The 26240-nt window shown below is 68.7% G+C and carries 26 protein-coding genes; 16 read left to right on the top strand and 10 right to left on the bottom strand.

Going from position 1 to position 26240, the window contains the following annotated elements; all coding sequences use genetic code 11:
* Positions 1 to 9 precede the first annotated feature (9 nt).
* On the top strand, positions 10 to 843 hold the full coding sequence (locus WMF11_RS36485; RefSeq protein WP_437974016.1) for a helix-turn-helix domain-containing protein: 834 nt from the start codon (positions 10 to 12) through the stop codon (positions 841 to 843).
* 24 nt (positions 844 to 867) lie between these two features.
* On the opposite strand, the gene WMF11_RS36480 is transcribed toward WMF11_RS36485, so the two are convergent.
* The 4 genes from WMF11_RS36480 to WMF11_RS36465 form a co-directional block, all read right to left on the bottom strand.
* Positions 868 to 1125 (bottom strand): hypothetical protein, encoded by a 258-nt coding sequence (locus WMF11_RS36480; RefSeq protein WP_437903823.1) that lies wholly within the window; start codon positions 1123 to 1125, stop codon positions 868 to 870.
* 312 nt (positions 1126 to 1437) lie between these two features.
* A complete protein-coding gene (locus tag WMF11_RS36475) occupies positions 1438 to 1965 on the bottom strand; it encodes a hypothetical protein (RefSeq protein ID WP_437974015.1) in 528 nt (175 codons plus the stop codon).
* 43 nt (positions 1966 to 2008) lie between these two features.
* Positions 2009 to 2668: a hypothetical protein gene (locus tag WMF11_RS36470; protein ID WP_437974014.1), complete on the bottom strand. Its 660-nt coding sequence runs from the start codon at positions 2666 to 2668 to the stop codon at positions 2009 to 2011.
* A 269-nt stretch (positions 2669 to 2937) separates the two neighbouring features.
* Entirely contained in the window at positions 2938 to 3288 is a 351-nt protein-coding gene (locus WMF11_RS36465; RefSeq protein ID WP_437903820.1) for a site-specific integrase, read from the bottom strand.
* Positions 3289 to 4656: 1368 nt separating this feature from the next.
* On the opposite strand from WMF11_RS36465, the gene WMF11_RS36460 reads away from it, so the two are divergent.
* From WMF11_RS36460 to WMF11_RS36450, 3 genes are read left to right on the top strand one after another with little or no spacing between them, the layout of a single operon-like run.
* A complete protein-coding gene (locus tag WMF11_RS36460) occupies positions 4657 to 5196 on the top strand; it encodes a hypothetical protein (RefSeq protein WP_437974013.1) in 540 nt (179 codons plus the stop codon).
* Positions 5193 to 5897, top strand: a complete 705-nt coding sequence (locus tag WMF11_RS36455) for a hypothetical protein (RefSeq protein WP_437974012.1) — start codon at positions 5193 to 5195, stop codon at positions 5895 to 5897. Before WMF11_RS36460 ends, WMF11_RS36455 begins: the two co-directional genes overlap by 4 nt.
* A gap of 4 nt (positions 5898 to 5901) precedes the next feature.
* A complete protein-coding gene (locus tag WMF11_RS36450; RefSeq protein ID WP_437974011.1) occupies positions 5902 to 6999 on the top strand; it encodes a hypothetical protein in 1098 nt (365 codons plus the stop codon).
* An 11-nt stretch (positions 7000 to 7010) separates the two neighbouring features.
* Here the strand turns inward: WMF11_RS36450 and WMF11_RS36445 are convergent, their stop codons facing one another.
* On the bottom strand, positions 7011 to 7361 hold the full coding sequence (locus WMF11_RS36445) for a hypothetical protein (protein ID WP_437974010.1): 351 nt from the start codon (positions 7359 to 7361) through the stop codon (positions 7011 to 7013).
* 219 nt (positions 7362 to 7580) lie between these two features.
* Between WMF11_RS36445 and WMF11_RS36440 the strand changes: the two genes are divergently transcribed.
* From WMF11_RS36440 to WMF11_RS36420, 5 genes are all read left to right on the top strand, one after another.
* On the top strand, positions 7581 to 8489 hold the full coding sequence (locus WMF11_RS36440) for a pirin family protein (protein WP_437974009.1): 909 nt from the start codon (positions 7581 to 7583) through the stop codon (positions 8487 to 8489).
* 96 nt (positions 8490 to 8585) lie between these two features.
* A complete protein-coding gene (locus WMF11_RS36435) occupies positions 8586 to 8981 on the top strand; it encodes a GFA family protein (RefSeq protein WP_437974008.1) in 396 nt (131 codons plus the stop codon).
* Between the two features lie 105 nt (positions 8982 to 9086).
* Entirely contained in the window at positions 9087 to 9461 is a 375-nt protein-coding gene (locus WMF11_RS36430) for a BlaI/MecI/CopY family transcriptional regulator (protein ID WP_437544121.1), read from the top strand.
* Entirely contained in the window at positions 9458 to 10888 is a 1431-nt protein-coding gene (locus tag WMF11_RS36425; protein WP_437974007.1) for a M56 family metallopeptidase, read from the top strand. The genes WMF11_RS36430 and WMF11_RS36425 overlap by 4 nt, the downstream gene beginning before the upstream one ends.
* 202 nt (positions 10889 to 11090) lie before the next feature.
* Complete coding sequence (locus WMF11_RS36420) at positions 11091 to 12158, top strand: hypothetical protein (RefSeq protein ID WP_437974006.1); 1068 nt, start codon at positions 11091 to 11093, stop codon at positions 12156 to 12158.
* A gap of 65 nt (positions 12159 to 12223) precedes the next feature.
* Here WMF11_RS36420 and WMF11_RS36415 read toward each other — a convergent pair whose 3' ends face one another.
* From WMF11_RS36415 to WMF11_RS36405, 3 genes are all read right to left on the bottom strand, one after another.
* Complete coding sequence (locus WMF11_RS36415; protein WP_437974005.1) at positions 12224 to 12754, bottom strand: hypothetical protein; 531 nt, start codon at positions 12752 to 12754, stop codon at positions 12224 to 12226.
* A gap of 505 nt (positions 12755 to 13259) precedes the next feature.
* Positions 13260 to 13943, bottom strand: a complete 684-nt coding sequence (locus tag WMF11_RS36410) for a hypothetical protein (protein ID WP_437903811.1) — start codon at positions 13941 to 13943, stop codon at positions 13260 to 13262.
* 108 nt (positions 13944 to 14051) lie between these two features.
* Positions 14052 to 14648, bottom strand: coding sequence for a hypothetical protein (locus WMF11_RS36405; RefSeq protein WP_437974004.1), 597 nt, complete (start codon positions 14646 to 14648; stop codon positions 14052 to 14054).
* Positions 14649 to 15231: 583 nt separating this feature from the next.
* Here WMF11_RS36405 and WMF11_RS36400 point away from each other — a divergent pair.
* From WMF11_RS36400 to WMF11_RS36375, 6 genes are all read left to right on the top strand, one after another.
* Entirely contained in the window at positions 15232 to 15927 is a 696-nt protein-coding gene (locus tag WMF11_RS36400) for a hypothetical protein (protein WP_437974003.1), read from the top strand.
* A gap of 19 nt (positions 15928 to 15946) precedes the next feature.
* Positions 15947 to 16456, top strand: coding sequence for an RNA polymerase sigma factor (locus WMF11_RS36395; protein WP_437974002.1), 510 nt, complete (start codon positions 15947 to 15949; stop codon positions 16454 to 16456).
* Positions 16453 to 17226 carry a DUF4384 domain-containing protein gene (locus tag WMF11_RS36390; RefSeq protein WP_437974001.1) on the top strand — a complete coding sequence of 258 codons (774 nt, stop codon included), beginning with the start codon at positions 16453 to 16455 and terminating at the stop codon, positions 17224 to 17226. The genes WMF11_RS36395 and WMF11_RS36390 overlap by 4 nt, the downstream gene beginning before the upstream one ends.
* Positions 17223 to 18812 carry a caspase family protein gene (locus tag WMF11_RS36385; RefSeq protein ID WP_437974000.1) on the top strand — a complete coding sequence of 530 codons (1590 nt, stop codon included), beginning with the start codon at positions 17223 to 17225 and terminating at the stop codon, positions 18810 to 18812. Before WMF11_RS36390 ends, WMF11_RS36385 begins: the two co-directional genes overlap by 4 nt.
* 448 nt (positions 18813 to 19260) lie before the next feature.
* Positions 19261 to 20838: a leucine-rich repeat domain-containing protein gene (locus tag WMF11_RS36380; RefSeq protein WP_437973999.1), complete on the top strand. Its 1578-nt coding sequence runs from the start codon at positions 19261 to 19263 to the stop codon at positions 20836 to 20838.
* A gap of 185 nt (positions 20839 to 21023) precedes the next feature.
* Entirely contained in the window at positions 21024 to 21743 is a 720-nt protein-coding gene (locus WMF11_RS36375) for a hypothetical protein (protein ID WP_437973998.1), read from the top strand.
* Positions 21744 to 21872: 129 nt separating this feature from the next.
* Here WMF11_RS36375 and WMF11_RS36370 read toward each other — a convergent pair whose 3' ends face one another.
* Positions 21873 to 22955, bottom strand: coding sequence for an SBBP repeat-containing protein (locus tag WMF11_RS36370; protein ID WP_437973997.1), 1083 nt, complete (start codon positions 22953 to 22955; stop codon positions 21873 to 21875).
* Positions 22956 to 24299: 1344 nt separating this feature from the next.
* A complete protein-coding gene (locus WMF11_RS36365; protein WP_437973996.1) occupies positions 24300 to 24728 on the bottom strand; it encodes a jacalin-like lectin in 429 nt (142 codons plus the stop codon).
* 632 nt (positions 24729 to 25360) lie between these two features.
* Here WMF11_RS36365 and WMF11_RS36360 point away from each other — a divergent pair.
* A complete protein-coding gene (locus WMF11_RS36360; RefSeq protein ID WP_437973995.1) occupies positions 25361 to 26038 on the top strand; it encodes a DNA alkylation repair protein in 678 nt (225 codons plus the stop codon).
* Positions 26039 to 26240 lie beyond the last annotated feature (202 nt).

Raw genomic sequence — 26240 nt, 5'->3', positions numbered from 1 at the left:
GTCCTCGGCATGGACCTCTCGGCGGCGCAGCGCGGGCGGAGCCGGATCACATTCTCACGCCCGGCTGCGCTCCCCGGCCTCACCGTCGGGCAGTTCCGGAGCGACGGGCCCCTGTTCACCTGCGTGACGGACCGCTACGCCACCGCGCTCCACTTCAGTGGCCGCTCCGAGTGGTCGCTTCGAGGCGCGCGCTGGTCGAGCGGCCCGGGCACGATCGACGTGAAGGTCCCCGGAGAGGTCTTCGCAGAGCACGCCCGCCAGGGCCAGCGGCGGTTTCAAGTCGTGATCTTCGACGCGCGCATGGTCGACGAGGCGCGCGCGACGCTGGACTCTCCCGCGTCGCCCCCGACGGAGAACGCGCTCTGCGCGCACGACCCGCGCGCTGCACCGCTGGCGGCGTTGCATCGCTCGCTGCTTCGCGGCGACGCGACGCCTCTCGAGCTCGCGGGTGTGTCGTCCGAGGCGCTCGCCGCCCTGTGCGAGCTCACCACCATGCGCCGAGATCGGCCCCGTCCGCGCAGCGCGTGGGCTCGCGCGGTGACGCGCGCGCGCGAGCTCCTCGATGCGCGGTTCACCGAATCGATCGCGCTCGACGAGCTCGCCGCCCACGCGCGACTCGACAAGTTCCGCCTCTGTCGTGCCTTCCGCGAGGAGGTCGGGCTTCCCCCGCACGCGTACGTGACCTACCGGCGCGTCGGCCTCGCAGGGGCGCTGCTCGCCCGGGGAGTCCCTCAGGCGGAGGTCGCTGCGCGCGTGGGGCTCTACGACCAGAGCCAGCTCCACCGGCATTTCAAGCGCATCGCCGGGGTGACGCCGGGGGCGTACGCCCGAGCCGCCCGCTGACTCTTTCTCCTCGACGCGCCTCGCCTACGCCTGCCGGATCAGCCTGTCGATCTCCGGCGGGATGCAGCCGTAGCCTTCGGCGGCGGCGAGCAAGGCGGCGTTGTGAGGCAGCCCGAGCAGGAAGCTCCGCGAATAAGGGGTGCCCTCGAGGCTCTTGAGGCGGCGGAGCAAGGGGGCGATCCCGCGGGCCATGGCGTCGCGGGCGCCGCGGAGATCGCCGATGTCGACGTACGCGCCGTGGAGGGCGAGGTAGATACTTGAATGTCGCCGGCTTAGCTGCAAGCTTGTCAGGTGAACGGCTTGGTGCCTAAGGCGATACTCTGTCTTTCGCGCGCGATGCCCAAGCACTCAGGTGGAAACAACATGCTCCAGCTACTATCTATTCGGACGCTCACATGGGGATCCGATATGTATCTGGAAGAACTGGGAGCATGTCGTGTCGCTCCTTCAGACCGTGGTCAGCCTAAGTTCGGGGGTTCCAACTATTCACGAGCTCGCGGAGCACGGGGAGCGCGCCATGGAGCTCGATGGCTCCATCGGTCGAGATGATCCAGCGTCGATGGCGGCGCGCTCGACCGGACGAGGTCGGCGCGGTCAATCGGAGTCGGATTCGACCCTGTAGCCGCGCAGCACGGCCGGTTCGTTGAAACAGCCATCCGAGTTCTTTCCACCCCCATTAATGAGCAAATAGCCGGCGCCTGAAGGGTAAGTGGTGTGCCACGAATCGAGCCAGCCGCCCATAAGCTCGATAGCATTCGCGCCGGCGACAGTCCTGGTCCACAAGCTGGCGCCAATGGTGCACACCGAGCCGTACGTGGCGCCGGTGTGGCTGGCGTATATGACACAGACCTTCGCAAACGGCTCGCCGCCGCAGCTGTACTGCGACGGCGGATGAGGCAGCGACATCTGAACGTACACCTTGTCGACGTCGGCAAGCCCGCCAGGAAACCAATTCAAGACTGGGCAGTGGTAAAGTTGCTGGATAGCTGGATCTGGCCCCCAGTCATAACCGTAGCACTCGAATCCCGAGTATCGATCAGCCTGGATGGCTGCGGCGCTGTTCGAGATGGCGGCGACGGCCACGAGGGCGACGCTGCTTGCGGCAAAATGATTCACACGCATTGACGCTGACCTTTCTTTTGACTTGAATGAATCAGAGCGATGACTACAGGCACTTGGAGAAGATGACCGACATGGAAGAACCCTTGTCCTCACCACCTCCCAGCCCACCCATGACTTCGATGGAACAGTTGACCGAGTACCACGCCTCGGCGATGCGCTGGTTGTTTCGCATGGCGTTTGCCGCGCTGTCCCAGCGGACGTTCGCAACGCACATCTTCGACTTGCAAGCGAGCGACTCGACCTCAAAACCTACTTTCTCGGACAGCGTGCCCAGCTCCGATTTCAGCGCGACCGTCGCACGTGGCGCCCAATCATGATCCTCGGGAGCCCCTTCGAACGCGCGGAGCTTGGCCTCGAATCGTGCCTCCGCGAGCGCGGTCGCCTCCTCGTCGTCCAGCGCCGAAGCCGTTCGCGCCAGCGACCTCGGCGAAGTGCGCTCAGGCCCCGGGGCCGACGCCGGCGAAGAGGGGGACGCGGCCGCTGTCTTGTGGAGGTCTCCGCCCCGCGGCGGTGGCGTGTGTTCTCGGGATCCCGACGAGCCGCGTCTCGGCCCCTGCGCCGCGGTTTTTTGCTCGGCAGACGCAGCTCTGGCTCTGCCGAGGCCGAGCATCAAGGCGGCACCGAGGATTGCAGCGGCGAAGGCCAACAGGCTCGCTTTCAACATAGACATGAACGTGTACTCCTTGAGCAGCGCCAGCAACATGGATGTCCCCGGGCGCCATCCTGAGCGCGTTCTTTGAGGGACGACCAACGAGGCCCCCCAGAAGACTTGGTCGAAGTCCTCCGAGGGGGCTCGCCTCCGAGTTGCCAGAAACGAAGGAGCCCATGTTCGACCAAGTCACGCTCAAGGGCGAGTTCTTCGCAACGTTGGAGGCCCTGGACCGATCGCGCGGCGGGTGGCGGCGAGCCGGTGCCCGGCGTGCGGGGGCCCGCTGCACGCGGGCAACTACCACCGCAAGCCTCGGGGCGCGCTCATCGCGTGTTGTTGAGCAGCGCCTCGACCTCGGTGCCGCTGAGGACCGGCGGCAGCTTCTGGGGCACCTTCGGCCAGGGGATCGCGACGGCGACCTCCGGACGCCCGAGCGTGGTGGCGTAGAGGAACTTGATCGCCGCCACGTACTGGTGCTGCGTCGCCTCCGCGATCTTTCGCTGCTCGGCGAGGTAGAGCAAAAACGCGCGCACCTCGTCGAGACCCATCTGCTGCGGCGGCTTGCGGTGGTAGGCTACGAAGGCCCGTGCGCAGCGGAGGTAATTGTCGCATGTCGACGGCTTGTATCGCCGCAGCTTCAGGTCTTCGGCCATTCGATCGCGGAGCTGTCCCATCGCTGCCCTCCTGGTGGACGCGGCGCCCGGGCAGGGGTGTCGCGAACGGCAGGATGGGCAGGGAATGCGGTGGCGGGCGGCCAGAACTGCGCTGCGCCGGGCGTTTTTTTTCGCAATGAACACCGGCAAAATCCACGCTGCGGCAGCAATGAGTGCCGTCACAACCGCAGCGAAGACAAGGAGCCGAGCCGCAGCAGGAAATCGCGGCTCGGTATCCGCAATGCTTAAAGGAGCAGGGCCCGCAGCATCTTCTTGAGCCTCACGCCGAGCTCCTGCACCTCGTCCGCATCGCGCTAGCTCGCGGCCCCGAGCGCCGCCGCCAGGTCCATGGCTTCCAGGGTCTCGTGGCGGCTACGCGGGGCGCGAGGGCGGCGTCTTCATCGCGGTCGCGGTCGTCGTCGCGATCGACCTCAGCAGGGACAGGAGCTGCCGCGAAGCGGCTTGGTCCAATGAATAGGCGTTTGCGGGACTGCGCCGGGACCTCGCCTCCGCTGCTGCTCAGGCGCAGTCCCGCAAACGCCTATTCATTCTGCGCTCTCGGTAGTTCGAGACGAACTACCGGGGTACGCGCTCGGAAAGAACATCGAGCCGTATCGCGGGGTTACGTGTTCTGGGAAGCGTCGCTGAGGGGCCGAAAAACGGGGAAAATGAAGGGCTCGATTTGGTAGTTCTGAGCGCCCCCTCGGCGCCGCTCGCGGAGGTGACACCGAGGGGTGCACCGGGACCGGCTGCGATCGCGGGTCCGGCCGTGCCGTGGCGGTGGGGGCCATCGGCGGCACCGGATCATCTCCATCGCACATCGGCGCACGCTGCCAACGGAACTGCGTCCATTCCGTGCGGTGTCGGCCGTGGGGCGCTCCTCGTCGGCAACGAGCTCGGGCGGCCTCCAAGCGCCCGGCGCGCTCGGCGAGCACCTCAGCGGCCGGTTGGCTTCGCCCTCGGTCCGGCACGCCGCGGTGGGGTTCAGCGTCGGTGATGCGAGGGCGCGGAGGGCGAGGCGAGCGCCGCCGCACGTTCGTCTGCCGGTCGGGCTCTGGTCCATGCTGGTGGCGAGCGCTGTGCTCGCGTGACCGTGTCAAGGCTCGGCGTGCCCGCGGCGCGCGTCGCGCTCGCGGGCGACGTCGTGCTGCCCAAGCCGCGCGGCGGCTAGCCCGCTCGCACGGCGACCTGCACCGGCAGCCGATGCCGGCAGGTTGACGAGCACTGGAGCCGCGCAGGCAGCGGCGCACTGGCGCACGCTCTGGACGGTACGACCCACGTCCATGGCGGTGTCCTTGTCTAGGTTCCGTTTGACGCCCAATCCTGTCCTCAGAAGAATGGCCCGCGTCGCCACGTTGCTCGTGTGTTTCGGAAGACGGGGGAGAGACGATGAGGACGACAGGCCGGCAGCTCTCCTCGTGGGCGGTGTTCGCGCTCCTGCTCAGTGTCGTTCCGACACAGGCAGACGCATTCGAGCTGAGCGCCGGAATAAGCCTCGGGTGGCTCCAAGCCGGTACCATTCCGCGCCTCGCGGTGGGGCCGCACGCCGGCATATCGTGGCCCATCCAACGAGATATCCTGTTCACGGTGCACGACCTGTGCACGATCCTACCCCCGACCCAGGAGGACGGGCCCGGGATCTACAACCAGACCTCGGTTGACATCGGGTACGCGTGGAAGGACGGCAACATCAGCGCGGGGCCATCGGTCGCGTTCTACGTCATGCCGGCGTGCGGCGTCACCTTGTGCGGCCACGTCGCTGGCTTAGCCGTAGGCGGCCACGCGCAGACCAACGCGTACGTTGCCGGACCTCTGGGCGTGTCGGTGAGCGTCAACGTGGATTGGGTCGGTCGGGGAAGTCTGGTGCTCCCGGGCTACGTGTCCGTCGTCGTTGTTGTTGGTCCTGTGCTTCGATGGAGTGCAAAATGAACGCGAGAAGAGTTCTGTTGTTGATCGTGATCATATCGGTTTGGGCGCTGGCGGCGTGCAACTGGACGTTCGGCGACTGCTATCCTGTCGAGGAAAGGACTTCGGGTGCAGGTGCTGGTCCAGGCTCGGAGCCCCGCCCCATCTACACCTCCGCCGCATCCGGTGACTTCGGGGCCGACCCGCAGGGTGGCGGCGAGCGCAAGATCGCGTGCAACGAGTCGGACCTGGAAGACGAAGACGACGACGACGACGAGCGCCCGAGCGACAGCTCGGAGAGGCCGACTGCTAGCCCGACGAGCCCGCCAGATCCCTGCCAGCAGAGCGGCGCTCCGGCCATGGGGTGCACAGGCAAAATACCGATCGACCCGCGAGCCTTCAATTTCGTTACGATCGTCGCCTACGATGGAACCGTGAGCGGTTGGCAGGAGGCAAAGGCAGATCTATACTTCGGTCACAATTTGGAGGGTGACGCAGCGTGTTCGGTCATCGTAGGAATGCCCATTCGAGGCGAGCGTTGGGGGTTGACATCACCAGAGACGGCGGCAATATATGCCGCCAATGTAGCGAACGCATGTGCGGATTTTCTGTATGAGAATGGAGGCCGAGATCTTCCGCAAGGTATATTCTGCGAGAGGCATAAGAGCTGCATGAGGGAGCGTTTCCCCAAGATGTATGAAGAGCTTGGTGCCAGGGTTAAGTGATTCCATGAAACATAGCATCGATGAGCTGCTCGGCATTGCCTATCGATACTATCCACGTGGGGTTGGGCTCACCAAGGATGGCGATATCGACGTCCAGCTCTGCGAGAAGACGGAGGAGCACGCTCGGCTCGTGGCCGCGCGCATCCAGGCATCAAAGGACGAGCGCTGGCACTCCATGCTGCGTCGCATCGCAGAACGATTCCCTGGCATGCTCATGAATCACTCGCTACACCTCCCCACCGGCGGCTGGGACGGCTGCTATTCATTTACGATTGATCTGCCAAGATCCACCGGTGAGCCGATCTGGTTTCATGTGAGCTTCCTGGCTCCTTATTATATTGTCCACAGTTTGCGCACGGTTGAGATCGTGAAACAAACGAAGGACTTGTTCGCGGTCGAATTTCGAGACGTGCGTTTCCTTGTTCATCGAAGCCCATTCGATCCAGGTTTCGTGTCGCGCCCGGACGATAGCCTCAGGTCTGCCGCTATCGGGAAGAGCTACGCTAGCTTCGAACTCTTGCCGGAACAGCAGCCGTGCGCGGAATGGATTTCCCGCGACATCGAAGCGACGTTCGGTTGCGAGCGCATGCCGCCGGAGATCGGGACCGTGCTCGTGCCCGATGTGACAGCGGGCCTGGGTCTTCCGGGTGAGATCAGGCTCTACGATTGCCTGTTTTCAGACCAGCATACATGGGTGAAGCCATCGCTGCATGAGACGCCGGCACCAGGCGTAAATATCGAAGCGAGCAACCTGTCAGACTCGCTCGTTGCGGTACTCACCGTGCTCGCGGCGACTTACCGAATCGCATGGACTCTGATGCCAGAGGTGCAGAGCGGTTCTTCCTACTGGGTGGCGACGACAGATGGGGTCCTGCACAAAGAGGAAGTTACAAAGGCGCTTGCGAAGATTCGCCTGCTCCTTGAGTCGCCCAAGACTCCTCGCGGCATCGCTGCCAAGCGCGAGCTCGAAGCCGCCGCGCGCGAGCTCGAAGCGCTGATCGCTTCGTGGGATGGCGAAGGCGAGCCGCCGGCCGCCATGGTCGCTTGGGCTTCCAGGTTCCTGGCGACTTGGCCCTTGGACTCGGTCGCCGATCTCCCGTGACGTGGCTGGGGCTACTCAGGAAAGCGAAGCGCCTCGTGCCTCTCGCCGCTCTGCCCCATCGTGGTCGTGCCATCGTGGTTCCAGCTCATGCCGCCATGGCCCGGCGGTCCGATCTCGAAGATGACGTCCTCGAGCGTGAGCCGGCCCTCGTCGAGGTAGGCGACGCCGATCGAGTCGCCGCCGCGCCCCGGGCCGCCGTAGCCGCCGTGGCCTCCTTCGCCGCCCGGGCCGCCGAAGCAGCCCTGAACGGCGTCCACGTCGGCGGCGCCCGGTGCGCCTCGACCCCCTCGGCCGCCTTTCTGGGGCGGCCCGCCGTCGCCGCCCTTGCCGCCGGAGATCGTCGTGATCTCGCTGTCGCGCACGGTCACCCGGGCGTGAGACGCGAGGACGCCGATGGTCGGATGTCCGTTCGCTCCCCCGCGGCCCCCCCGGCCTCCGCAGCCGCCGGCCCCGCCCGAGCCTCCTCCAAACCTGGGCGACGAGCCGCTACACATCCGGAGCTCCCGATGGGCTAGGGTAGCGATCCCCGGACCGAGGCGACGCCCCGCGCACCCCCGCCCAGCGCCGCGAAGGAGCCCCCGATGAGCCGTTACGCCGACCATGAACCCGCCTGCGTGGACTCGCCCGCGAACGCGATCGAGCTCGTCATCGACGCGCGCGCCCGCGATCTGGGCGGCTTCTCCGTGCGGCGCGTACTGCCGTCGGTCCGCCGCCGGCTCGTCGGACCGTTCGTCTTCTTCGACCACATGGGGCCTGCGCGCTTCGCCGTGGGACAGGGCATCTCGGTGCGCCCGCACCCGCACATCGGGCTCGCGACGCTGACGTACCTGTTCGAGGGGGAGATCCTCCACCGCGACAGCCTCGGCTCCACGCAGCCGATCCGGCCGGGCGACGTCAACTGGATGGTCGCCGGGCGCGGCATCGTCCACTCCGAGCGCGGCGACCTGGAGCACGAGACGCGCCTCCACGGCGTCCAGTGCTGGCTCGCGCTGCCGATGGCGCACGAGGAGGACGCGCCCCGCTTCGAGCACCACCCGGCGGCGACGATCCCCGTCGTCACCCGGGAAGGCGCCACGCTGCGCGTGATCGCGGGGGAGGCCTACGGCGCGCGCTCGCCGGTCGGCGTCCTGTCGCCGACGCTCTACGTCCACGCGGAGCTCGACCCGGGCGCGACGCTCCCGCTGCCGGAGGAGCACGCGGCGCGCGCGGCCTACGTGATCGACGGGTCGGTCGGCTGCGAGGGCCAGCGCTTCGGCGAGGGGACGATGCTCGTGTTCCGCGCCGGAGCGCAGCCGGAGCTCCGCGCGCTGTCGCAGAGCCGCGTGATGCTCCTCGGCGGCGCCGCGCTCGAGGGCGACCGCCACATCCTGTGGAACTTCGTCTCGAGCTCGCCGGAGCGCATCGAGCGCGCGAAGCAGGACTGGAAGGCAGGGCTCTTTCCCAAGGTGCCGGGCGACGACATCGAGTTCATCCCGTTCCCCGACGGGTGAGGGGGCGCGAGGGCCGGAGCGGCGCTCCCGGGCGCCGCGTTCGAGGGAGCCGGAGCGGCGCTCTCAGGCGCCGCGTTCAAGGGAGATGGACGGGCCATGTTGAACGGAGCTTGTTACTGCGGTGCCGTGCGCTTCGAGGTCGACGACGCGTTCGGCTACGCCTTCTACTGCCATTGCTCGAGGTGCCGGAGGCGCACCGGCGCCGCCTGCGCCGCCATCGGCGGGATCGAGATCGACAGGCTCCGCGTCGCCGCGGGGCGGGAGCACCTGCTCCGGGTCGGCGAGTCCGAGGACGGGTACCGCTGCGTCTGCAAACAATGCTTCTCGCCCGTGTACGACGTCGTCCGCGAGCAGCGGTTCGCGCACGTGCAGCTCGGCACGCTCGACGGCGCGCCGGCGAAGGGGCCCGATCACCACATCTACGTCGGCTCGAAGGCGCCCTGGCATCAGATCACCGACGCCTTCCCTCAGTTCGAGGAGCTGCCGACGTAGCCCGCGGCCCGGCCCGGGCCAGGGATCCCGCCGGCCGCCGCCCCGGAGCTCACGCGACTACATTTGTAGTTGACGGACGGCCGCCCATGAACGACACTTGTCGTCGTGGGAACCGAAGCGCTGACCGATCTGCAGCTCGCGGTGATGAAGGCCCTCTGGACCGTCGGGGAAGGCTCCGTCGGGGACGTCGTCTCGGCGATGGCGGAGGACGGGCGGGAGCTCGCTCCCACGACGGTGGCGACCTTGCTGCAGCGGCTCAGCCAGCAGGGGTGGGTGGAGCGCAAGCGGTCTGGCAGGCAGTTCGTGTACCGCGCGTCGGTCGACCAGAAGGAGGCGGCCAGGGGCGTGCTCCACCGCGTGCTGCGCTCGTTCTTCGGCGGCAGGGCCTCGGCCCTCACCGCGCAGCTCCTGGAGTCGGAGCAGCTCAGCCCTGAAGAGCTCGAGGAGATGCAGCGGCTGATCAAGGAGAAAGGAGCGTGATCCTGGCGCTCCACCTGCTCGCGGGGCCGGGCGCCTGGCCCGGCATGGCGGCCCTCTGGCTGGCGCTGCTGCTCACCTGTTCGGCCCACGCCGCGGTGTGGACCGGGGCGGCGGCGCTCCTGGCTCGCCGGCGATCCCTCTCGTCCTCCACGCGGCACCTGCTCTGGAAGATGGCGCTGTTCGGTCCGCTCGTGACACTGCTGCTCGCGGCGGCGATGTCATGGGGCTTCGAGCGCGCGCCCGGGGACACGGCATCTCCTGGAGAGGTCGCTGTCCTGTCGCTCGAGGACGCCCCCGCGCCGGCGGTCCTCGATGCCGAGCCGGCGGCCGGCGGCTCGACCAGGGAGAGCGCCGGCGCTGGATCACCGGCGTGGCGCGCCGGGGGAAGCCAGGGGTGGAACCTGCTCGCAGCCTGCACGGCCGGAGCGGCCGCGCTGGGGCTGCTGCGGTTCGTCTCGTCGATGCTGCTGCTGTGGTGTGGCCTCCGCGGGCGCAGGGCGGTGCAGGACGCGCGGTTGCTCCAGCGGCTTGAGCGGCTGCGCGTCCGGATCGGAATGGGCCCGGTCGCGCTGACGGAGAGCGCCGGCATCGGCAGTCCGCTCGTCATCGGAGCCTCCGAGATCTGCGTCCCGCTGGCGAGGCTCGCTGCCCTCACCGACGCAGAGGTCGACGCCGTGTTCGCGCACGAGCTGGCGCACATCGAGCGCCGCGACGGGCTGTGGTTTCCGGCCGCTGGCCTCGTGCAATCGGTCCTGTGGGTGCATCCTCTCGTCCACTGGGCGTTGTCCCGCTTCCGCCAGACAGCGGAGCTGGCCTGCGACGATCGCGCCGTCGAGCTCACGGGGGATCCCCTCGGTCTGGCGCGCGCGCTGGTCCAGGTCGCTTCGGGCGCGTCGCTCGCCCCGCGGCGCGCGCTGGTCCCGGCGATGGCGCGCTCGGCGGGCGCGCTCCTTCCGCGCGTCAGGCGCCTCCTGGATGCGGGGAGCCGGGCGCGAGCCACGCCGAGCCCTCGGGGCCGGCGGCGGGCCATCGCCAGCCTCGCCGCGGCCGGCATCGCGGCTGCAAGCCTGAGCGTCCAGGTGGCGCGCGCGCGGCCGCCGCTGCTCGTGGCAGGCGCGGGCAGCGCGCTCCCGCGGGATCGCGGCGCTGCCCTCGGCGTGACGGCATCGCCGCCCGACGCGGCCGCGGCGAGCGAGCAGATGGCCGAGCTCGCGCGCCGCGAGCAGGAGATCGAGGCGCGGCTCGAGGAAGCGCTGCTCCTCCCCGACGCGCAGCGCGAGGACACCCAGGCTGCCGTGCGGGTGCTCGAGCTGCGCCAGGAGCTGAGGCACGCGCGCGCCGCGAAGGCCTGGATCGAAGAGCGATTCGTCGACGAATCGACGACGTGGGAGAGGCGCCCGCGGGCGTCCGGCAGCGCGCCTCGATAGCGCGCTCCGCATATCGCACGGACCTGTCCAGAACAGGCCGAGCTATCCCCCTCATTTTGCCGCCGCTTTCAGCGGGGAAATTGAACAGGGAGGCGGGGAGACAGGGAGTATTTGAATATTTCCCTCTCGTCTCCCCGTCTCCCCGTCTCCCTGTGAATTTCCGAAGAGACTGAGGCGATGCCTCGGCAGAACAGGAGCTGACATGTCGATCATGAACAGGACGCCGAGCGCGCGGCGCACGGCTGCGCGCTCGGCGCGTGCGGGGTTGACCGCCGGGGCTCTGTGCGCGGTTGCGGCGATCGGGCTGACGGCCGCCGGCTGCGCGCGCGCGGAGGTCGTCACCCTGGAGCGAACGGGACAGCCCATCACCGTTCACAGGCCAGCGCTGTATCCGGAGACGATCGAATACGACGGCAGCCGAGGCAAATTCCTTGTGAGCTCGTTCAGGGAGGGCGCGATCTACGCGGTGGACGGCGATGGCGGCGTCTCCCGTGTCGTCGACGACCCACGCCTCTGCTCGGTGCTCGGCATCGCCGTGGACGCCGAGCGGGGGAGGCTCTGGGCGGTGAGCTCCGATCTCGGCGCGAGCGTCAAGCCATCTGCCGCGGGGCCGAAGAACCTGGCCGCCGTGGGCGTCTACGACCTCTCCACGGGCAAGGCCATCCACTACGTGGATCTCGCGCCGCTGTCCCCAGGCGCTCACCTCGTGAACGGCATCGCCCTGGACTCGGCAGGCAACGCCTACGTGACCGACAGCTTCTCACCGACCATCTACAAGGTCGATCCGCAGGGGAACGCGGCCGTCTTCCTGCAGGACGAGCAATTCACGGGCGAGGGGATCAACCTCAACGGGGTGGTCGTCCATCCCGACGGCTATTTGCTGGTCGTCAAGAAGAGCGATGGCACCTTGTTCAAGGTGCCCCTCGCGAACCCCTCGCGGTTCTCCAGGGTCGATGTCGCCGAGCGGTTCGTGGGCGGAGACGGGCTGACCCTGGTGGGGAAAAAAGATCTCGTGGTCGTCGCGAACCAGGCCGCCAGCGTCGCGTCGAACGCCGCGTTCTCGCTGTCGAGCGAGGACGGCTGGAGCACCGCGAGGTTGCGCGCGGTAGAGCGGCTCGGCGACGTCTATCCGACGACCGGCGTGCTCCGGGACGGAAAGCTCTATGTCATCCACAGCAAGCTGAACGAGCTCATCCAGTCGTCACCGGAGCAGCGAGAGCGGCTGCGGGTGGAGGCGACGATCCAGCAGATCGGGAGCGCGGCGCTGTAGCCGCGGCGCGCCTCGCGGCCGGCCGGAGGCAGACGGGGGCCTGCGGGGCGCGCCTTGCGGTGGCGTCAGGGCTGGTCTTCGCCCTGGCCCTGGCCTTCGCCGGTGTTGCCGAGATCGGGGCATTTCTGCGCGATGAGGTCACACGCCGCGACGGGGGCCTCGAGCGCGGTCGTCGCGGAATCGCAGCTGAGCGCCCGGACCTTCTCGGCGTTCGCCAGCATGCACGCCTCGTACTCGGCCACCGTCGCGGTGCAGCCGACGCGCGCGTCGGCCGGCGGCAGACAGCTCGGCGTGGCCGTCTCGTCCGCTCGCGCCGGCGGCTGCTGGCCCTCGGCCAGGCACTTGTCCCTCACGGCGGTGCACACCTGCCCGACCGTGGACCACAGGAGCCCGACGAACTCGCAGCTATCCTGCCTGGTGAGCACGAGGTTCGGCATGAGCGATTGACACGTCGTGTCTTCGTCCGCGGTCGTCAGGTCCTTGAGCTGCTTGCTGCTCAGCGCGGCGGGGATCGGAGCGGCCGCCACATCCTTGCCGCCCCAGAGGACGAGCGACAGGAAGGCCGAGAGTGCTCCGAGTCGAATCAGTCGATTCATTCGTTCTCTCCCTTGTACGAGCGGCCGGCTCCGGCCGCGGACGGGCTCGGAGCAACCGACGTACCCGCACCCGCGTTGTGCACGACGGGGCCGCGCGGGGCTCCGTCGCCGCCCGCGGCGCGACGATTGAAAACCAAGCGCTCATGGGTCTTCCAGGCTTCCCTCCTTCACGACCGCGCGCTCTGGCGAGATCCCATCCAATCCACCCTGGCCGCCTGTCCTTCTGTGTGTGTGCGCGCGCGCTCGCCGGCGCGGGCAGGATGGGTACAGGGCTGCTCGCCCTGCCATGGCGGCGGCGCGCTCACAGGGGACGGCGCTCTGGCGCTCGGACGAAGCGGATCGGACGACGTGAATAGGAGCCATCCGGCGCAAGGACGAAAGGGAGAGAAAATCCTGGCTCTCCTGGCGGCCTTGGCGTCCCGGTGAACCCCCGGCACGCGCTGCCGCGCCGGCCGCGGCGAGCGCCGCGCCGCGCCGGAGCGAAGGGCGGCCGGGGGCGGGGCCGTCAGAAGAGGTCCCGCTCTCCGCCCGGATACACGAAGGAGCTGCGGGGCGAGTACCACGAGGCGCTCGTCACCACCTGGACCGGGCTCCCGGGCCGCAGCGCGTACACCGGGTGATCCTTCGCGAGGAACTCGACGGCGAGGAGCTCGTACGGGTCGGCCATGTCCGCGATATAGGGGTAGTTGCCGGCGACGAGCCGCCCGTCGACCTTCGTCACGTAGGCGAGGTGGCCGCGCGCGACCACGCCGATCTTGTTGCCTACGAGCGCCCTGGTCCGGATGATGGGCACGCCGTCGACCGAGGTGGTCGCCACGAGCTCTCTGCCGTGCAGCTCGAGCGTCGTCACCCCGGGCGACGCCGGCACGCCGCGCTCGCGCACGTACCGGCGCACCGTCTCGGAGGAGTTGACGTAGTGCGTGAAGAACCGGGCCGGGCTCGCGCCGTCGGGCGTCGTGTGATCCGCGAGATCCAGCCCCAGGTAGGTGAGCGAATAGGCGCCGAAGCCGGAGGTCTGCTCCGGTTTGTCGACCACGTACTGGTTCATGTAAATGGCCTTGTTCTCCGCCGGCCTGATCCCGTCCGGCAAGAGCGCCGCGGCGGCGGCCGGATCCGCTGGGACCCAGCTCGAATAGAGCATACGGCTGTCGATGACCATCTGCGGCGCGGCGAGCTTCGACTCCGACATGGTGCTTTCCTTCTCCCCCCGGGGAGACGAGCAGTATCACAACTCGACGCCCGGTGACGCACGAGCCGCTGGGCCGACCCCATGGCGAGCGCCGGAGCGCCCGGGCAGCTACTGGACGAGCGAGCAGACGTAGAAGCGCTTGTTGTCGCAGTAGTCGCCGCTGCACTCCACCGCCGTGATGAACCGGTTCGTGCCGAAGTGTACGTACCACTCCTCCTCCGACAGCCAGCCCGACCAGGAGCAGCCCGTGAGGCGCCCGACCGCAGGTTTTGTGCACTCGAGCGAGATCTCGTCGCAGTAGCTGTCCGCGCAATCGATGCCCGTCACGATGCCCTTGTTCCCGCGGCCGCCGAAGCAGTAGTGCACGTTGTCGCCGAGCTCGAACGCCTCGCAGCTGCCGCCGCTCGGGCCGTCCGAGCACACGATCTCGCCGAGATCGCTGTCCCCCTCCTCGGAGAAGTAGCTCGTCCAGTACCTGGTGGAGATGTCCAGAGAGCTCCAGGAGGGCAATCCGTTGCAGTGCAGCGCGACCTCGTCGCAGTAATCCTCCCAGCACGCGAAGCCGGTGGCGGCCTCGGGGCCGGGACAGTAGGCGGGGGCGTCTTCTTCCGAGACGTAGCCTGTCCAGCCAGCCTGGGCGGGAGAGGCCGCCGCGATCGACGCGAGCGCAACACAGCCTCCGAACAGCAGGGCGATCTTGTTCATGACAGCAAGGCTCCTTTCTCTGTCGTGTCGGCAGGGCGCCGTCGGGCGGGCATCGGCCGGAGGATTCCGACCAGGGGTGCGTGGGTCGGGGACCTCCACGCTGCCTCGCCGTCTGCGTTCGAGCGCCTGCTGGCGACGTGGAATAGCAACCGATGCGCCACGCGCCGCGAGCGCGCTGGGCGCCGGCGTTCACGGGGGTGCAGGAGGAGATGCGTGCGGCGCGCGGCGAGCGGCTTGAGCCAGCTTCGCGCAACTCGAGCGTCGTCGGCCCGAGCTGGTTCGGTCGGATGGTGGAGGGGCGAGATTACAGTATAAATGTAAGATGAACAATCGACATCGACCTGTGCCCAAATCGGGACCCCTGCGGTCTTTTAGGTCGAAGGGGGCGGCAAAGGCGGGTCCCTCCGGGGCGCCGCGCTGCACCGAACGGCAGGCGCCCCGCCGTGCATCCAGGAGAGCTCCGTCGGCGGCGCGACCGCACCACGGTGGTGATGGCGCGCGCTGCGCGCGGCGTCCTCCTCTCGCGGATGGCTGGTTTGCTCGTTCGCCCTAACTCGTTGTCTTTTTTTCAAGGAGAGATGTCATGAAGCATCGTTCGATTGTCTCTTTTGCGCTCCCGCTCCTGCTCGCCGCGTGCGGCGACCCCCAGGTCGGCTCCGAGTACCCTGGCGAGTCCCTCCTGACGGTCGAGGGCACGATCGTCAATGAGCAAGGCGTCGCGCCGACCGGGCCGGTCGACGCCGTGCTGGTCTGGAACACCCAGGGCGATGTCGAAAGCTTCCCCGTCGAGACGCCGGTGACCGGAGGCTTTCCCGCGAGCTTCACGCTGTCGATCCATGCGCCCCCGCCGGAGAGCGCGCTCAACGATTTCAGCGAGTTCGGTGTCGTGGACACCCGGGTCGGCATCGCCACCGTCGAAGCGGCGCTCGACGAGGCCTCGGCCGGGGAGGGCACATCGCTCGGCGTCGACGAGGACCATGTGATCGTGTACGTCGAGAGCCAGATGGCGGAAGGCAGCTTCTGGTCGAATCTCTTCGGAGGACCGCTCTCTCCCGGATTCCATGTCATGGATGTGTTCAGCCGCGAAGGTGCCGTGGACGCAGAGCTGCAAGCGGCCTTCGACGCCTGCGACGCCGCGGCGACGACGGAGGCGGAGCACAACGCCTGCGCCGGCTTTGACGTGAAGATCAAGATCCGTCCCTCCGCCGGCGGGTCGAGCACGTCGCTCACCGTCCGGATCGCGCCCTCCGAGGATTTGACGTACCCCGACTGGCACTGATCGTGGTACACGCTCGGACGTGGAGGATCGCGAGGCGCTGGTGTCGCTGATCGAGGCGGCCTACCGGCAGCATGGGCACATCGTGCTGCGCCGGGCGCGGCGGCTCCTCGGGAACGAGCAGGAGGCGCGGGAGATCCTCCAGGATGTCTTCGCGTCCCTGCTCGGCGAGCCCGGGCAGCTCGAGGGCAAGGGCCCGATGGTGGGCTGGCTCTACGGCGCCACCACGCACGCGTGCCTGAACCGCATCCGCGATCACAAGAACCGGCTGCGGCTCCTCGACACCCACGTCGCTCCCCTGCAGCAAGAGAGCGCGGCGGCGTCCGCCGAGAACGCCCTCCTCACGCGGGAGCTCCTCGCGCAGCTCCCGGGCGACCTCGCGCAGGTCGCCGTCCACTATTACTCCGATGAGATGACCCACGAGGAGATCGCGCGCGTGATGGGCTGCTCCCGCCGGCACGTCGGCAATCTGCTGGAGCGGCTGAAGGCCACGCTCTCCGACCGGATGAGAGAAGGGAGTTCGAGTCCATGACGCCAGCGCGACCCGAAGGGTGCCTCTCGGAGCTGAAGCTCGACGAGCTCATGGCGGGCCAGCTCGACGCGGCCGCGGCGCAGGAGGCGAGCGCGCACGTGGCTGGCTGTTCGCGGTGCTCGGCGCGGCGCTCCGAGATGGAGGCGGCGCGCGCGTCGTTCGCGGCGTCGGCGCCGCCCCTGCGGCTCGCCCGCGGCGCCTCCATCTCGGAGCGCCGCGCCGCGGAGAAGGTCCGCCCGCCGCGCCGATGGCTGGCGCCCGCGGCGGCGAGCGCGCTCGCGGCGGCGGCGGCGGCGCTCTTCTTCTTCCGCTTCCAGGCCGGGCCAGAGGGACGAGACGCGGAGCTCCCTGGAGAGCGCATCAAGGGCGCGGAGCACATCGGCTTCTACGTCAAGCGCGGCGGGAGCGTCCTGCCCGGCGGGGCAGGCGAGAGGCTCCATCCAGGCGACGCGATCCAGTTCACGTACTCCAGCGCGGAGGCGCGATATCTCGTGATCCTGAGCGTCGACGGGGCCTCCCAGGCGAGCGTCTATTACCCGAGCGGTCCTGTCGCGGCGCGGATCGAGCCGGGCCGGGAGGTCCTCCTCCCCCAGAGCACGGTGCTCGACGACACGCTCGGCACCGAGCGGATCTTCGGGCTGTTCTGCTCGGAGGCGATCGCGGTCGAGCCGCTCCGGGCCGCGCTCGCGGCGCACCCCGGCGCGCCGCCCGCCCCGCCGGGCTGCGACGTCGACGCGCTCACGGCGGAGAAGGTCGCGGCGTCGCCGTGATCCGCCGTCGCAGAGCGGCGCTCGCCGCCGCCGCGTGCGGCCTGGCCGCAGCCGCCGTGGCGGCCCCGGCCGAGGCGCGCATCGAGCGCTTTGCGGTGCTCATCGGCAACAACGCCGGAGAGAAGGGCGAGGTCGAGCTCCGGTACGCGGAGGACGACGCGTCGAAGATGTACGACGTGCTCAAGGACCTCGGCGGCTTTCCCCCGGCGAACCTCGTGCTCCTGCGGAGCGAGGGCGCGGACACGGTCCGGCGCACGCTCATCACGATGAACGACCGTGTCCGCGCGGCCATCTCGAGCCCGGACACCGATGTCCTCTACCTCGTCTATTACTCCGGCCACGCCGACGCGAACGCGCTTCACCTCGGGCCGACGCCGCTCTCGCTGACGGAGTTCGAGCAGCTCGTCCGCGGCTCGGCGGCCTCGGCGCGGCTCTTGATCGTCGACTCGTGCCGCTCCGGGGCGCTGACGCGCGTCAAGGGCGGCACGAGCGCGCCCCCCTTCGTCATCAAGCTCGATCAGCGGCTCGCCGGGCAAGGGATGGTGACGCTCACGTCGAGCTCCGGAAACGAGGACGCTCAGGAGTCCGATGAGCTCAAAGGGTCGTTCTTCACCCACGCGCTCGTCTCGGGGCTGCTCGGGACGGCCGACGCGGATCGAGACGGCGCCGTCTCCCTCGAGGAGGCGTACCGCCATGCGTACGAGAGCACCCTTCGCGCCACGAGCCGCACGTGGGCCGGGGCGCAACACCCCACCTTCCGTTACGACCTCCGCGGCCAGGGCAAGCTCGTCCTGACCGAGCTGCCGGTCCATGCGTCGCTCCGGGGCGTGCTCCGGTTTCCGGCCGGCAGGGCCTACCTCGTGATGCGAGACGGGAGCGAGGGCGCGGTGGTGGCCGAGGTGGGGGCGAGCGACGCGACGCGGACCGTCAGCCTGCGCCCCGGCCGTTACTTCGTGCGGGGGCGAGGCCCCGACTTTCTCCTGGAGGGGAGCGTCGACGCCGGGGCCGGGCAGACGATGGATGTCGGCGACGAGCGTTTGAGCCGCGTCATGTTCGCCCGGCTCGTGCGCAAGGGCGGCGGCGTCCGCGAGGTCGCGCAAGGGCCGGTGGCGGGTTATCAGCTCAGGACGCCCCTTGTCCCGGGGGATTCGCTCTGTCACGGCGGCTTCGTCGGGTACGGGATCGAGCTCCAGCACCTCGGCGTCGCGTCCCGGCTCAGCGCGTGTCGCAGCGCGTTCCAGAACGAGCACGTCACGGCGAGCGATGATGAGCTCGGCCTGGACGTGCGCCTGTCCCGCTCCTGGGATCTGCCCGTGATCAGCCTCGGCGTCGGGCTGGACGTCGGCCTCGCCGTCCTGAGGCAGCGGTTCGAGACCGCCGGGCGCGCGCCCGACCGCCATGGCCTGGCAGGGGCGTTCGGCGTCGATGCAGGGGTGAACATCGATTTGCCGGAGGGCTTCTACCTCGGCGTCGAGGCGGCGGCGCAGACGTACGTCTTCAAGCAGCAACGCGCGGGCAGCGACGAGGGCGAGGTCGGCCCCGCGGTGGCCATGCGGCTCCGCGTGGGCATAGGCATGAGCCTTTGACGCGGGCTGCGCTCCTGCAAAATTGCCGCGTCGCGATTGCGCACTTTCGGCGTTGCCCCGGGGTCTTGACGCAGGATCGGAGTGAGCTCAACGTCGTGGGATGGGGAAGCCGTGGCGGATGGGCGTGCTTGCGCTGATGGCGCTCGCGCCGGCTTGTGATGGCCGGATTGTGCGTGACGTCGAAGAACCGCCGGCGGGCCGAGGCGAGGTCGGATCGACGGCAGGGGCTGGCGGTGCCGGCGCCGCGTCATCCGGCTCGGGCGACCCGGCGGTCGTCGCGAGCGCCAGTTCAGGCGGTCAATCCTCCGGAGGTGGGCCAAGCGAGCCGGACGCAGGCGCAGGCGGGGACGGGGGCGCAGGCGGGGACGGGGGCGCAGGCGCGGGTGGGGACGGGGGAGCGGGGGGCGCTGCGCAGGGGTGCGAGCCGGGCCGTTCACTCGGCGGCGTCGTGAATGCCAATCGCCAGGAGGATCTCGAGAAGCTGCGCGGTGTTTCCGTGCTCAATGGCAGGCTCACCATCGGCGGGGAAGTCTCCGATCTGTCCCCGCTCGCGTGCCTGACGACCATCACGGGCCGCCTCGATATCAACGACACATTTCAGCTGTCTACCCTGGACGGTCTCGACGCCCTTTCCTCCATCGGGATGCGGCTGGAGGTGATGCGGAACCTATCGCTGCTTAGCCTCAGCGGACTTTCGAGCCTGCGACAGGTCACGGGAACCATCGACATCCGTGAAAACCCGCTCCTCGAGAGCCTCACCGGCGTCGGGGTGAACGTAGGGGAGCTGCGCGTGATCGACAACGATTCGCTCGAATCCTTGGCAGGCCTCGAAACCATGGAGGAGGGGGAGCTCTGGATCGAGGGCAATGACCGGCTCGCGACGCTGGACGGGCTGGGGAACCTCCGCCGAGGGAGCCTCACCGTCTTCGACAGCGACGCGCTGACCAGCCTCGAGGGCCTCGGAGCCGTCGAGGAGCTCGATGAGCTCGCCATCTCCGAGAGCGACGGGCTCGTCAGCCTGGAAGGTATCGAGCGGCTCACGAGCGTCGAGCACCTCTTTTTGTGGGAGAATCGGCAGCTGAGCTCGCTGCGCGGCCTCGACGGCCTCGTCCAAGCGGGGTTCATCGAGATCGGGTTGAACGAGCGTCTCGTGGACCTGACCGGGCTCGCGGCGCTCGAGACCGTCAACTCTCTCGAGGTCAGCGGCAATCCCTCGATGGTCAGCCTCGACGGCATGCTATCGCTCCGCGGTATCCAGTATCTCGCTGTCAGTTGGAATCCCGAGCTCGTGAGCGCCGGCGCGCTCGCGCATGTTCCCTCGGGCGAGGACCTCATGCCGGGGCTTTACTTCTCGGGCAACCCCAAGCTCACGCGCATCGATCTCGGCGGTGTAACGCACCTGCAAATGTTCTCCGTCTCCGGCTGTGACTCCCTGTCGGATCTGTCCGATCTCGCCGGCGTCACCCAGCTGGCGGCTCTCGGCGTGAGCGATAACGCCGGACTCATGAGCCTCACGGGAGTCGAGCAGCTCTCGGAGCTCGATCAGCTGTCGATCAGCCACAATCCTCGGCTCACGGATCTCCGACCCCTGAGCGGCCTCCGCAACATATACGGGATCGGAATCACCGGTAATCCTGCGCTCACCACCCTCGACGGGCTCGGTTCGCTCAGCGAGGGCAACGGCGTGACCGACAGCGTGACGCTCGAGGACAACGATGCGCTCGTGGACATCGACGCTCTGCGTGGCCTGGTCCACGTGCGCCAGCTCACCATCCAGGACAATGACGCATTGCCTGCGCTGACCGGGCTCGAAGACCTGGCCGAGCTCTCCTGGCTCTTCGTCGAGGGGAACCGGTCGCTCGCGACGCTTCGCGGCCTGGGAGCTCGAACGATCGCTGCTTGGATGCGGATCGCGCACAACGACAGCTTGCCGAGCTGCGAAGTCGAGGCATTCATGGATGGCCTCTACTGGCTGCCCGAGAGCACGATCGAGGAGAACAACGGTACCGGGACCTGCTCGCCCTGAGCCGCGGGGAGGTCAACGCCGCTGTTGACGCTCGACACCGACGCGCACCCATCTCTGTGTCAGGATGTGCCCGCAAGGCGGCGGCATCGACGGTGGCCCCGTGTCGGCGAGCTCGGGTGGTGTCTACTACGACACCGTCGAAGGCACCCACTGCATCCCGCGGGAGGAGGTCAGCGGGCAGGGCGGTGCAGGGGGAGCTGGCGGCGTGGGGCGCAGCGGCGCGCCCGGACGTCGCGCAGCTGACGCCGGCAGACCGCGCCGCGCTGGCCGATGCGTGGCTCCGCGACGCCTTGCTCGAGCACGCATCCGTCGCCTCGTTCTCGCGCTTCGCCCTGGAGATGATGGCCGTCGGCGCCCCCGCCGCGATGCTCGCCGCCGCGCACGAGGCCGCCGGCGACGAGGTGCGCCATGCGGCGCTCTGCTTCGGGCTGGCGAGCGCGTACGCGGGCGCGGCGCTCGAGCCCGCGCCGTTCGAGTTCGGCGGCCTCGTCGAGGTCAGCTCGGATCTCCCCGAGATGGCGGCGCGCGCCGTCCGTGAAGGTTGCGTCGGCGAGACCCTCGCCGCCGTGCTGGCGAGCGAGCAGCTCGCGCACGCGAGCGACGACGCGGTCCGGGGCGTCCTTGCCACGATCGCCGAGGACGAGGCCAGGCACGCCGAGCTCGCGTGGCGCTTCGTGGCGTGGGCGCTCCAGGCGGGCGGCGATGCGGCGCGCCGGGCGGTCGCGGCGGCGTTCGATGCCGCCCTCGCCGCGCCCCCGCCGGCCGCCCCGGCACAGGCCGCTCCAGCCCTGGCCGCGCACGGGCGGCTCGAAGGCGCCGCCCTGGCCTCCACGTGGCGCCGCGCGATCGCGGACGTCATCACCCCGGCCATGCGCACGCTGCTTTCGGCCCAGCGCCGCGGGTGAGAAATCCTGCGAGAAAAGCCGATTGAGAATGAGCCGTCGCCGGAGATTCAGGCGCCACGGGCCGGGAGAGTCGCGCCGCTGGAGACGCTCAGCGTATTCCCGGCGGTCTGTCGAGCGGACGGCCCAGGGTCATTCGGCGGGCACGTGCAGGACGAATGGGTACGACGTGGTAAAGAACACGCCGGTGTACCCGGCGACGTACAGATCGCCGTCGGCGTCTGCGGCCGCAGCGAGCGCCGTTTCGCTGCGCGGCGTCCCGATCTCCTTGGTCCATTGCGCTGCGCCGCTCGCGTCGAGCTTGCGCACGTAGACGTCCTCTTCGCTGCCGCTCGTGGATCCCACGAGGTAGACGTCGTTCTTGCCGTCGATGGCCAGGGCAAAGCCGTAGTCGTAGGACGCATTGCCGGCGTGGTGGGTCCATGACGTCGCGCCGCCTGCGTCGAACTTGCGCACGAAGGCTTCCGGGGATCCTTCGCTCGGGCCGCCGACCTCGCCGGCGGTGCTCCCCGCGACATAGAGGTTCCCGCTGCCGTCCACGCGCGCTGCGAAGACGAAGTCGTTCTCCGTGGAGCCGAACTGCCGAGTCCATGACGTCGCGCCGCTCGAGTCGAGCTTGCGGACGAAGGCGTCCCGCTGTCCTCGGTCCGCGTCTGCGACGACGCCGCCGGAGGTGTATCCGCCGACGTAGGCGTTGCCGCTGCCGTCGACCGCCACGGCCAGGGCTTCGTCCTCGTCCGGCCCACCAAACAGCTGAGTCCACGCTGGCTCGCCGTTCGCGTCGATCTTGGTCACGAACGCCTCCCCCGTGCTCTGGTCGCCGCCGTAGCTGGTTCCGGCAACATAAGCATTCCCTTGGCCATCGACAGCCAAGGCGTTTGCCGACTCCGAACGCCACGTGGCAAGCTGCCGTGTCCACAGCGTCGCGCCGCTCGAGTCGAGCTTCCGCACGAACGCGTCGCCGAAGCCTCCGTTGGCACCCTCGAGCACGCCCCCCGTGATTCCAGCCACGTAGACGTTGCCGCTGCCGTCGACCGCCACGCCCTTGACGGTTTCGTCGCTCGATGTCCCAAACTTCTGAGTCCACACGACGGATCCATGCGCATCGAGCTTGCGGACGAAGACGTTCGATTCACCGCCGTCCGCGAGCGCGCCGTAGGCGTTTCCCGCGACGTAAACGTTGCCGCCGCCGTCGACCGCCACGGCAAAGGCCACGTACAAGCCCTCCGAACCGAATCTGTAATAAGGGTCGGCGCATACGGCATCGGCGGTTGCTGTTCCGGGGGTCGCCACACCGCCCTGTGGCCATGAGCTCGAAGCCGGCGCGCAATCCGTGAGGGGCGTGCACGCGCGCGCGTCTTGCATCGTCGAAAAGGTACCATCGCCGCAGATCACGCACTGGCGGTCGCTGGTGCCGGTGCCTTCCTTCGCGACGTACTGACCCGGGGGGCATCGCGACCACGCCTTGCAGGTGTTGCTGGGGTCGCCGTCATGATCGAACGAACCATCAGGACAGATCTTGGGTCTGTCGTCCGGCGCGCCACCTGCTCCTCCGTCGCCGGGCGTTCCGCCTTCGCCGGTTGCTCCGCCTGAGGCCCCTCCGCCTTCGCCGGTTGCTCCGCCCGACGCCCCTCCGCTGCCGCCCGAGTTGCCCGCGGCGGCGGTCGTGTTCCCAGCGTCGCTCCCGAGGCCGCCGCTCGCGCCCGTTCCTCCGCTCGATGTTCCGCCGCCTGTCGCTCCGGTGCCTTCCGCGTGACCCGTGCCTCCGGAAGAAGGCCGGGTGTCCTCTTCGTGGACCGTGCTTCCGCAGCCGAGAAGGACGATTCCGCCGATGAGGAAGCCGCTGACCTGGCGGTGCGCTGGCCGCTGGCGATCGTGGTTTGAATGCATGCTGACCCCACTGCCCCCGCGCAGCGCGGGTGCTGGAGTATCGTACGCCACTCTGCTGAGGAAGTCGGTTGGTTCCTCGAGCTGGCCCGCGCTTTCAGTGGGAATAATAGGTTGTGGTATCGCTGCTCGCGGCGATGTGCAGGCGCCGCGATGCGAGCGCCCCTGCCGCGTCCGTCTCGGCGCGGGCTGGTGCCTTCACTCCAGAGCCGTCACGGCTCCGAAGAGCTTGGCTATCGACATTGCCGGCTGCACCGCGTGAGGAGTCTCCGCATGCTGCGAATGAACGAAATTACCGGTTTGGTCTTCGGGCTTGGTTTGCTTGGCGCTGGATGCAGCTCGGGTGACGACGACGCCGGCGGAAACACCCCTGCCGCGTTCACGCTCTCGAGCCCTGCCTTCAAGGACGGGGAAACGCTCCCCGTCGAGTACACCTGCGACGGGAAGGACTTTCCTTTCAGCGGGATGCCGCCCGTGGACCACACCTCTCCCCAGTTGAGCTGGACGGCCGGCCCCGCAGGCACGCAGAGCTACGCCATCGTTCTCAAGGACGTCACGCTGGTCAAAGCCGGATATCACCGGCAGGGCGGCCGGCAGCGGCCGCCATCTGGCCGCGGCCGGCAGGCGCTCGCCTCGCCTCGCCTCCGAGGACGAGGCGCGCCGGACCGCAGCTCAGCACGCGCCTTCGGTGAAAAAGCCGATGCTGTCGAGCTCCTCGCCACTCCGGCCGAAGAACCCACCGACCTGGACGTTCGAGATGGTGAACGGCGTCCCACCGGAGCCGCCGTAAGGGCCGTGCACGCGGCCCTTGCTCGTTCTGAACTTGAGCTGGTCGACGCGAGAGCCGGCCCGCCCGTCGATCCTCGTGATGTACTCACCCGGCTCGAGCGTGAAGCTCTGCAGGGAGCCGCCGCCCGTTCCATGCGATTCACCGGTCACCCGACTGCCCGCAGGGGTCGTCCAGACACCCTGTATGGAATCGATCCGGCGCCCGCTCCGGATCTTCACCTGTACCAGCTGGCAGGTTTCGGTGAGATTGTCAGCGAACGCCTTTCCACCATTGCCCCCGTTCTCCTGAGTACGAACATAGCCGCTGCTCATGAATACGCTCCTTTCCGGCGATCGAGCAGTGAGCCGTTGCAGCGCTCTGCGCTGCTGCGCCACTCACCCCCCTGAGGCCCACGTTGCAGCAGGTGTGCCATTATGCCCCGGCGGAATGTCGGGCCGCAGCCTCGGCAGGCGCCGTTCAATGCAGCCCCTCGGTGACCCTGATTCTGCCCGGGTCGACCTCCGTCGCGTGGAGCTCAGCGCCGGAGGGCCGCCATGGCCGACGGCACCATCACGCGCACGTGGCGCAAGCGCCATCATCAGCGCTGGGTAAAGAGGGTACAGAGCGGGCGCGTGGGTTCCAAGACAGGCTGAGCGGCAAGATGCCGCGTCTGTGGCACCGGCGCTCACGTGACGCGCCATCATGAGGTGACGGCGGGCAGCCTTGGCGTCATGGCGGTTTTTCTGCCGCTGGTTCTGCTCTTTTCTGGCGGTTTCAACCCGTTTGTCGCTTCTAGGACCCCTCCTCGGCGCGACCACGCTTCGGAGCGGACCGATTCGCCGGATTTCTGAGCTTTCTCTCTGGAGTCAGGGCGACATCGAGTGGATATTCAAGATGGTCCTCTGAATGTCGGGGCGACGCCGCGCCGCTGGACGGCGCCCGCGGATACGGCTAGCTCGAGGCCATGAACCTCACCGACGTCCTGCGGGAGCTCGCCGCGCTGAGCAACGAGAAGATGCGCGAGGTCAACGCCCGCGCCGGAGACGCCCACGGCGTGAACCTCACCCAGCTCCGCGCGCTCGCGAAGCAGCTGAAGACGGACCACGCCCTGGCCGGCGAGCTGTGGCGCACCGGGGACCCCGACGCCCGCCTGCTGGCGACGCTGGTGTTCAAGCCAAAGACCTTCTCGGCGGACGAGCTGGACGCGATGGTCCGGGAGATCGGCTATCCCAAGCTCCTCGACTGGTTCATCGTCAACGTGGTCAAGGCGTCGCGGCACGTCGAGGAGCTGCGTGTCCGCTGGAAGGACTCCGCGAGCGCGCTGGTCGGGCGCGCCGGCTGGAGCCTGACGACGGATCGCGTCGTGAAGAGCCCAGCCGGCCTCGATCTCTCCGCGCTGCTCGACCAGATCGAGGCGGAGATGAAGGCGGCGCCGGGCCCGAAGCAGTGGTCGATGAACCACTGCCTCGCCGAGATCGGCATCCACAACCCCGGGTTGCGCGCCCGCGCGGTGGCCATCGGCGAGCGGCTCGAGGTGCTCAAGGACTACCCGGCGTCGCCGGGCTGCACGCCGCCGTTCGCGCCGGTCTGGATCGCGGAGATGGTGCGGCGGCAGAAGGCGGCGAAGACGCGGGGCAAGTGAGGGGGGCGGCGCGCCCCGCTCCCGATGGCGTGAAATCCGCATGCTCGCGCGCCTGCGCTCGGCCCGCCGCGAGGCGAGGCGCGACGGGGGACAGCAGAACAATCCAATTGCAACAGGAGCAGACTGCGCCGGGGGTAAGGTCAAGCGCGCACTCCCGTGCTGGATGATTCTATGATGGTCTGTCAGACCATCGCGCGCCGGC

Source organism: Sorangium sp. So ce295 (assembly GCF_051527405.1).
In the GTDB taxonomy this organism is placed as follows: domain Bacteria; phylum Myxococcota_A; class Polyangia; order Polyangiales; family Polyangiaceae; genus Sorangium; species Sorangium cellulosum_B.
The sequence above is the reverse complement of the archived record's forward strand: the minus strand, read 5'-3'. Positions and strand labels throughout refer to the sequence as shown.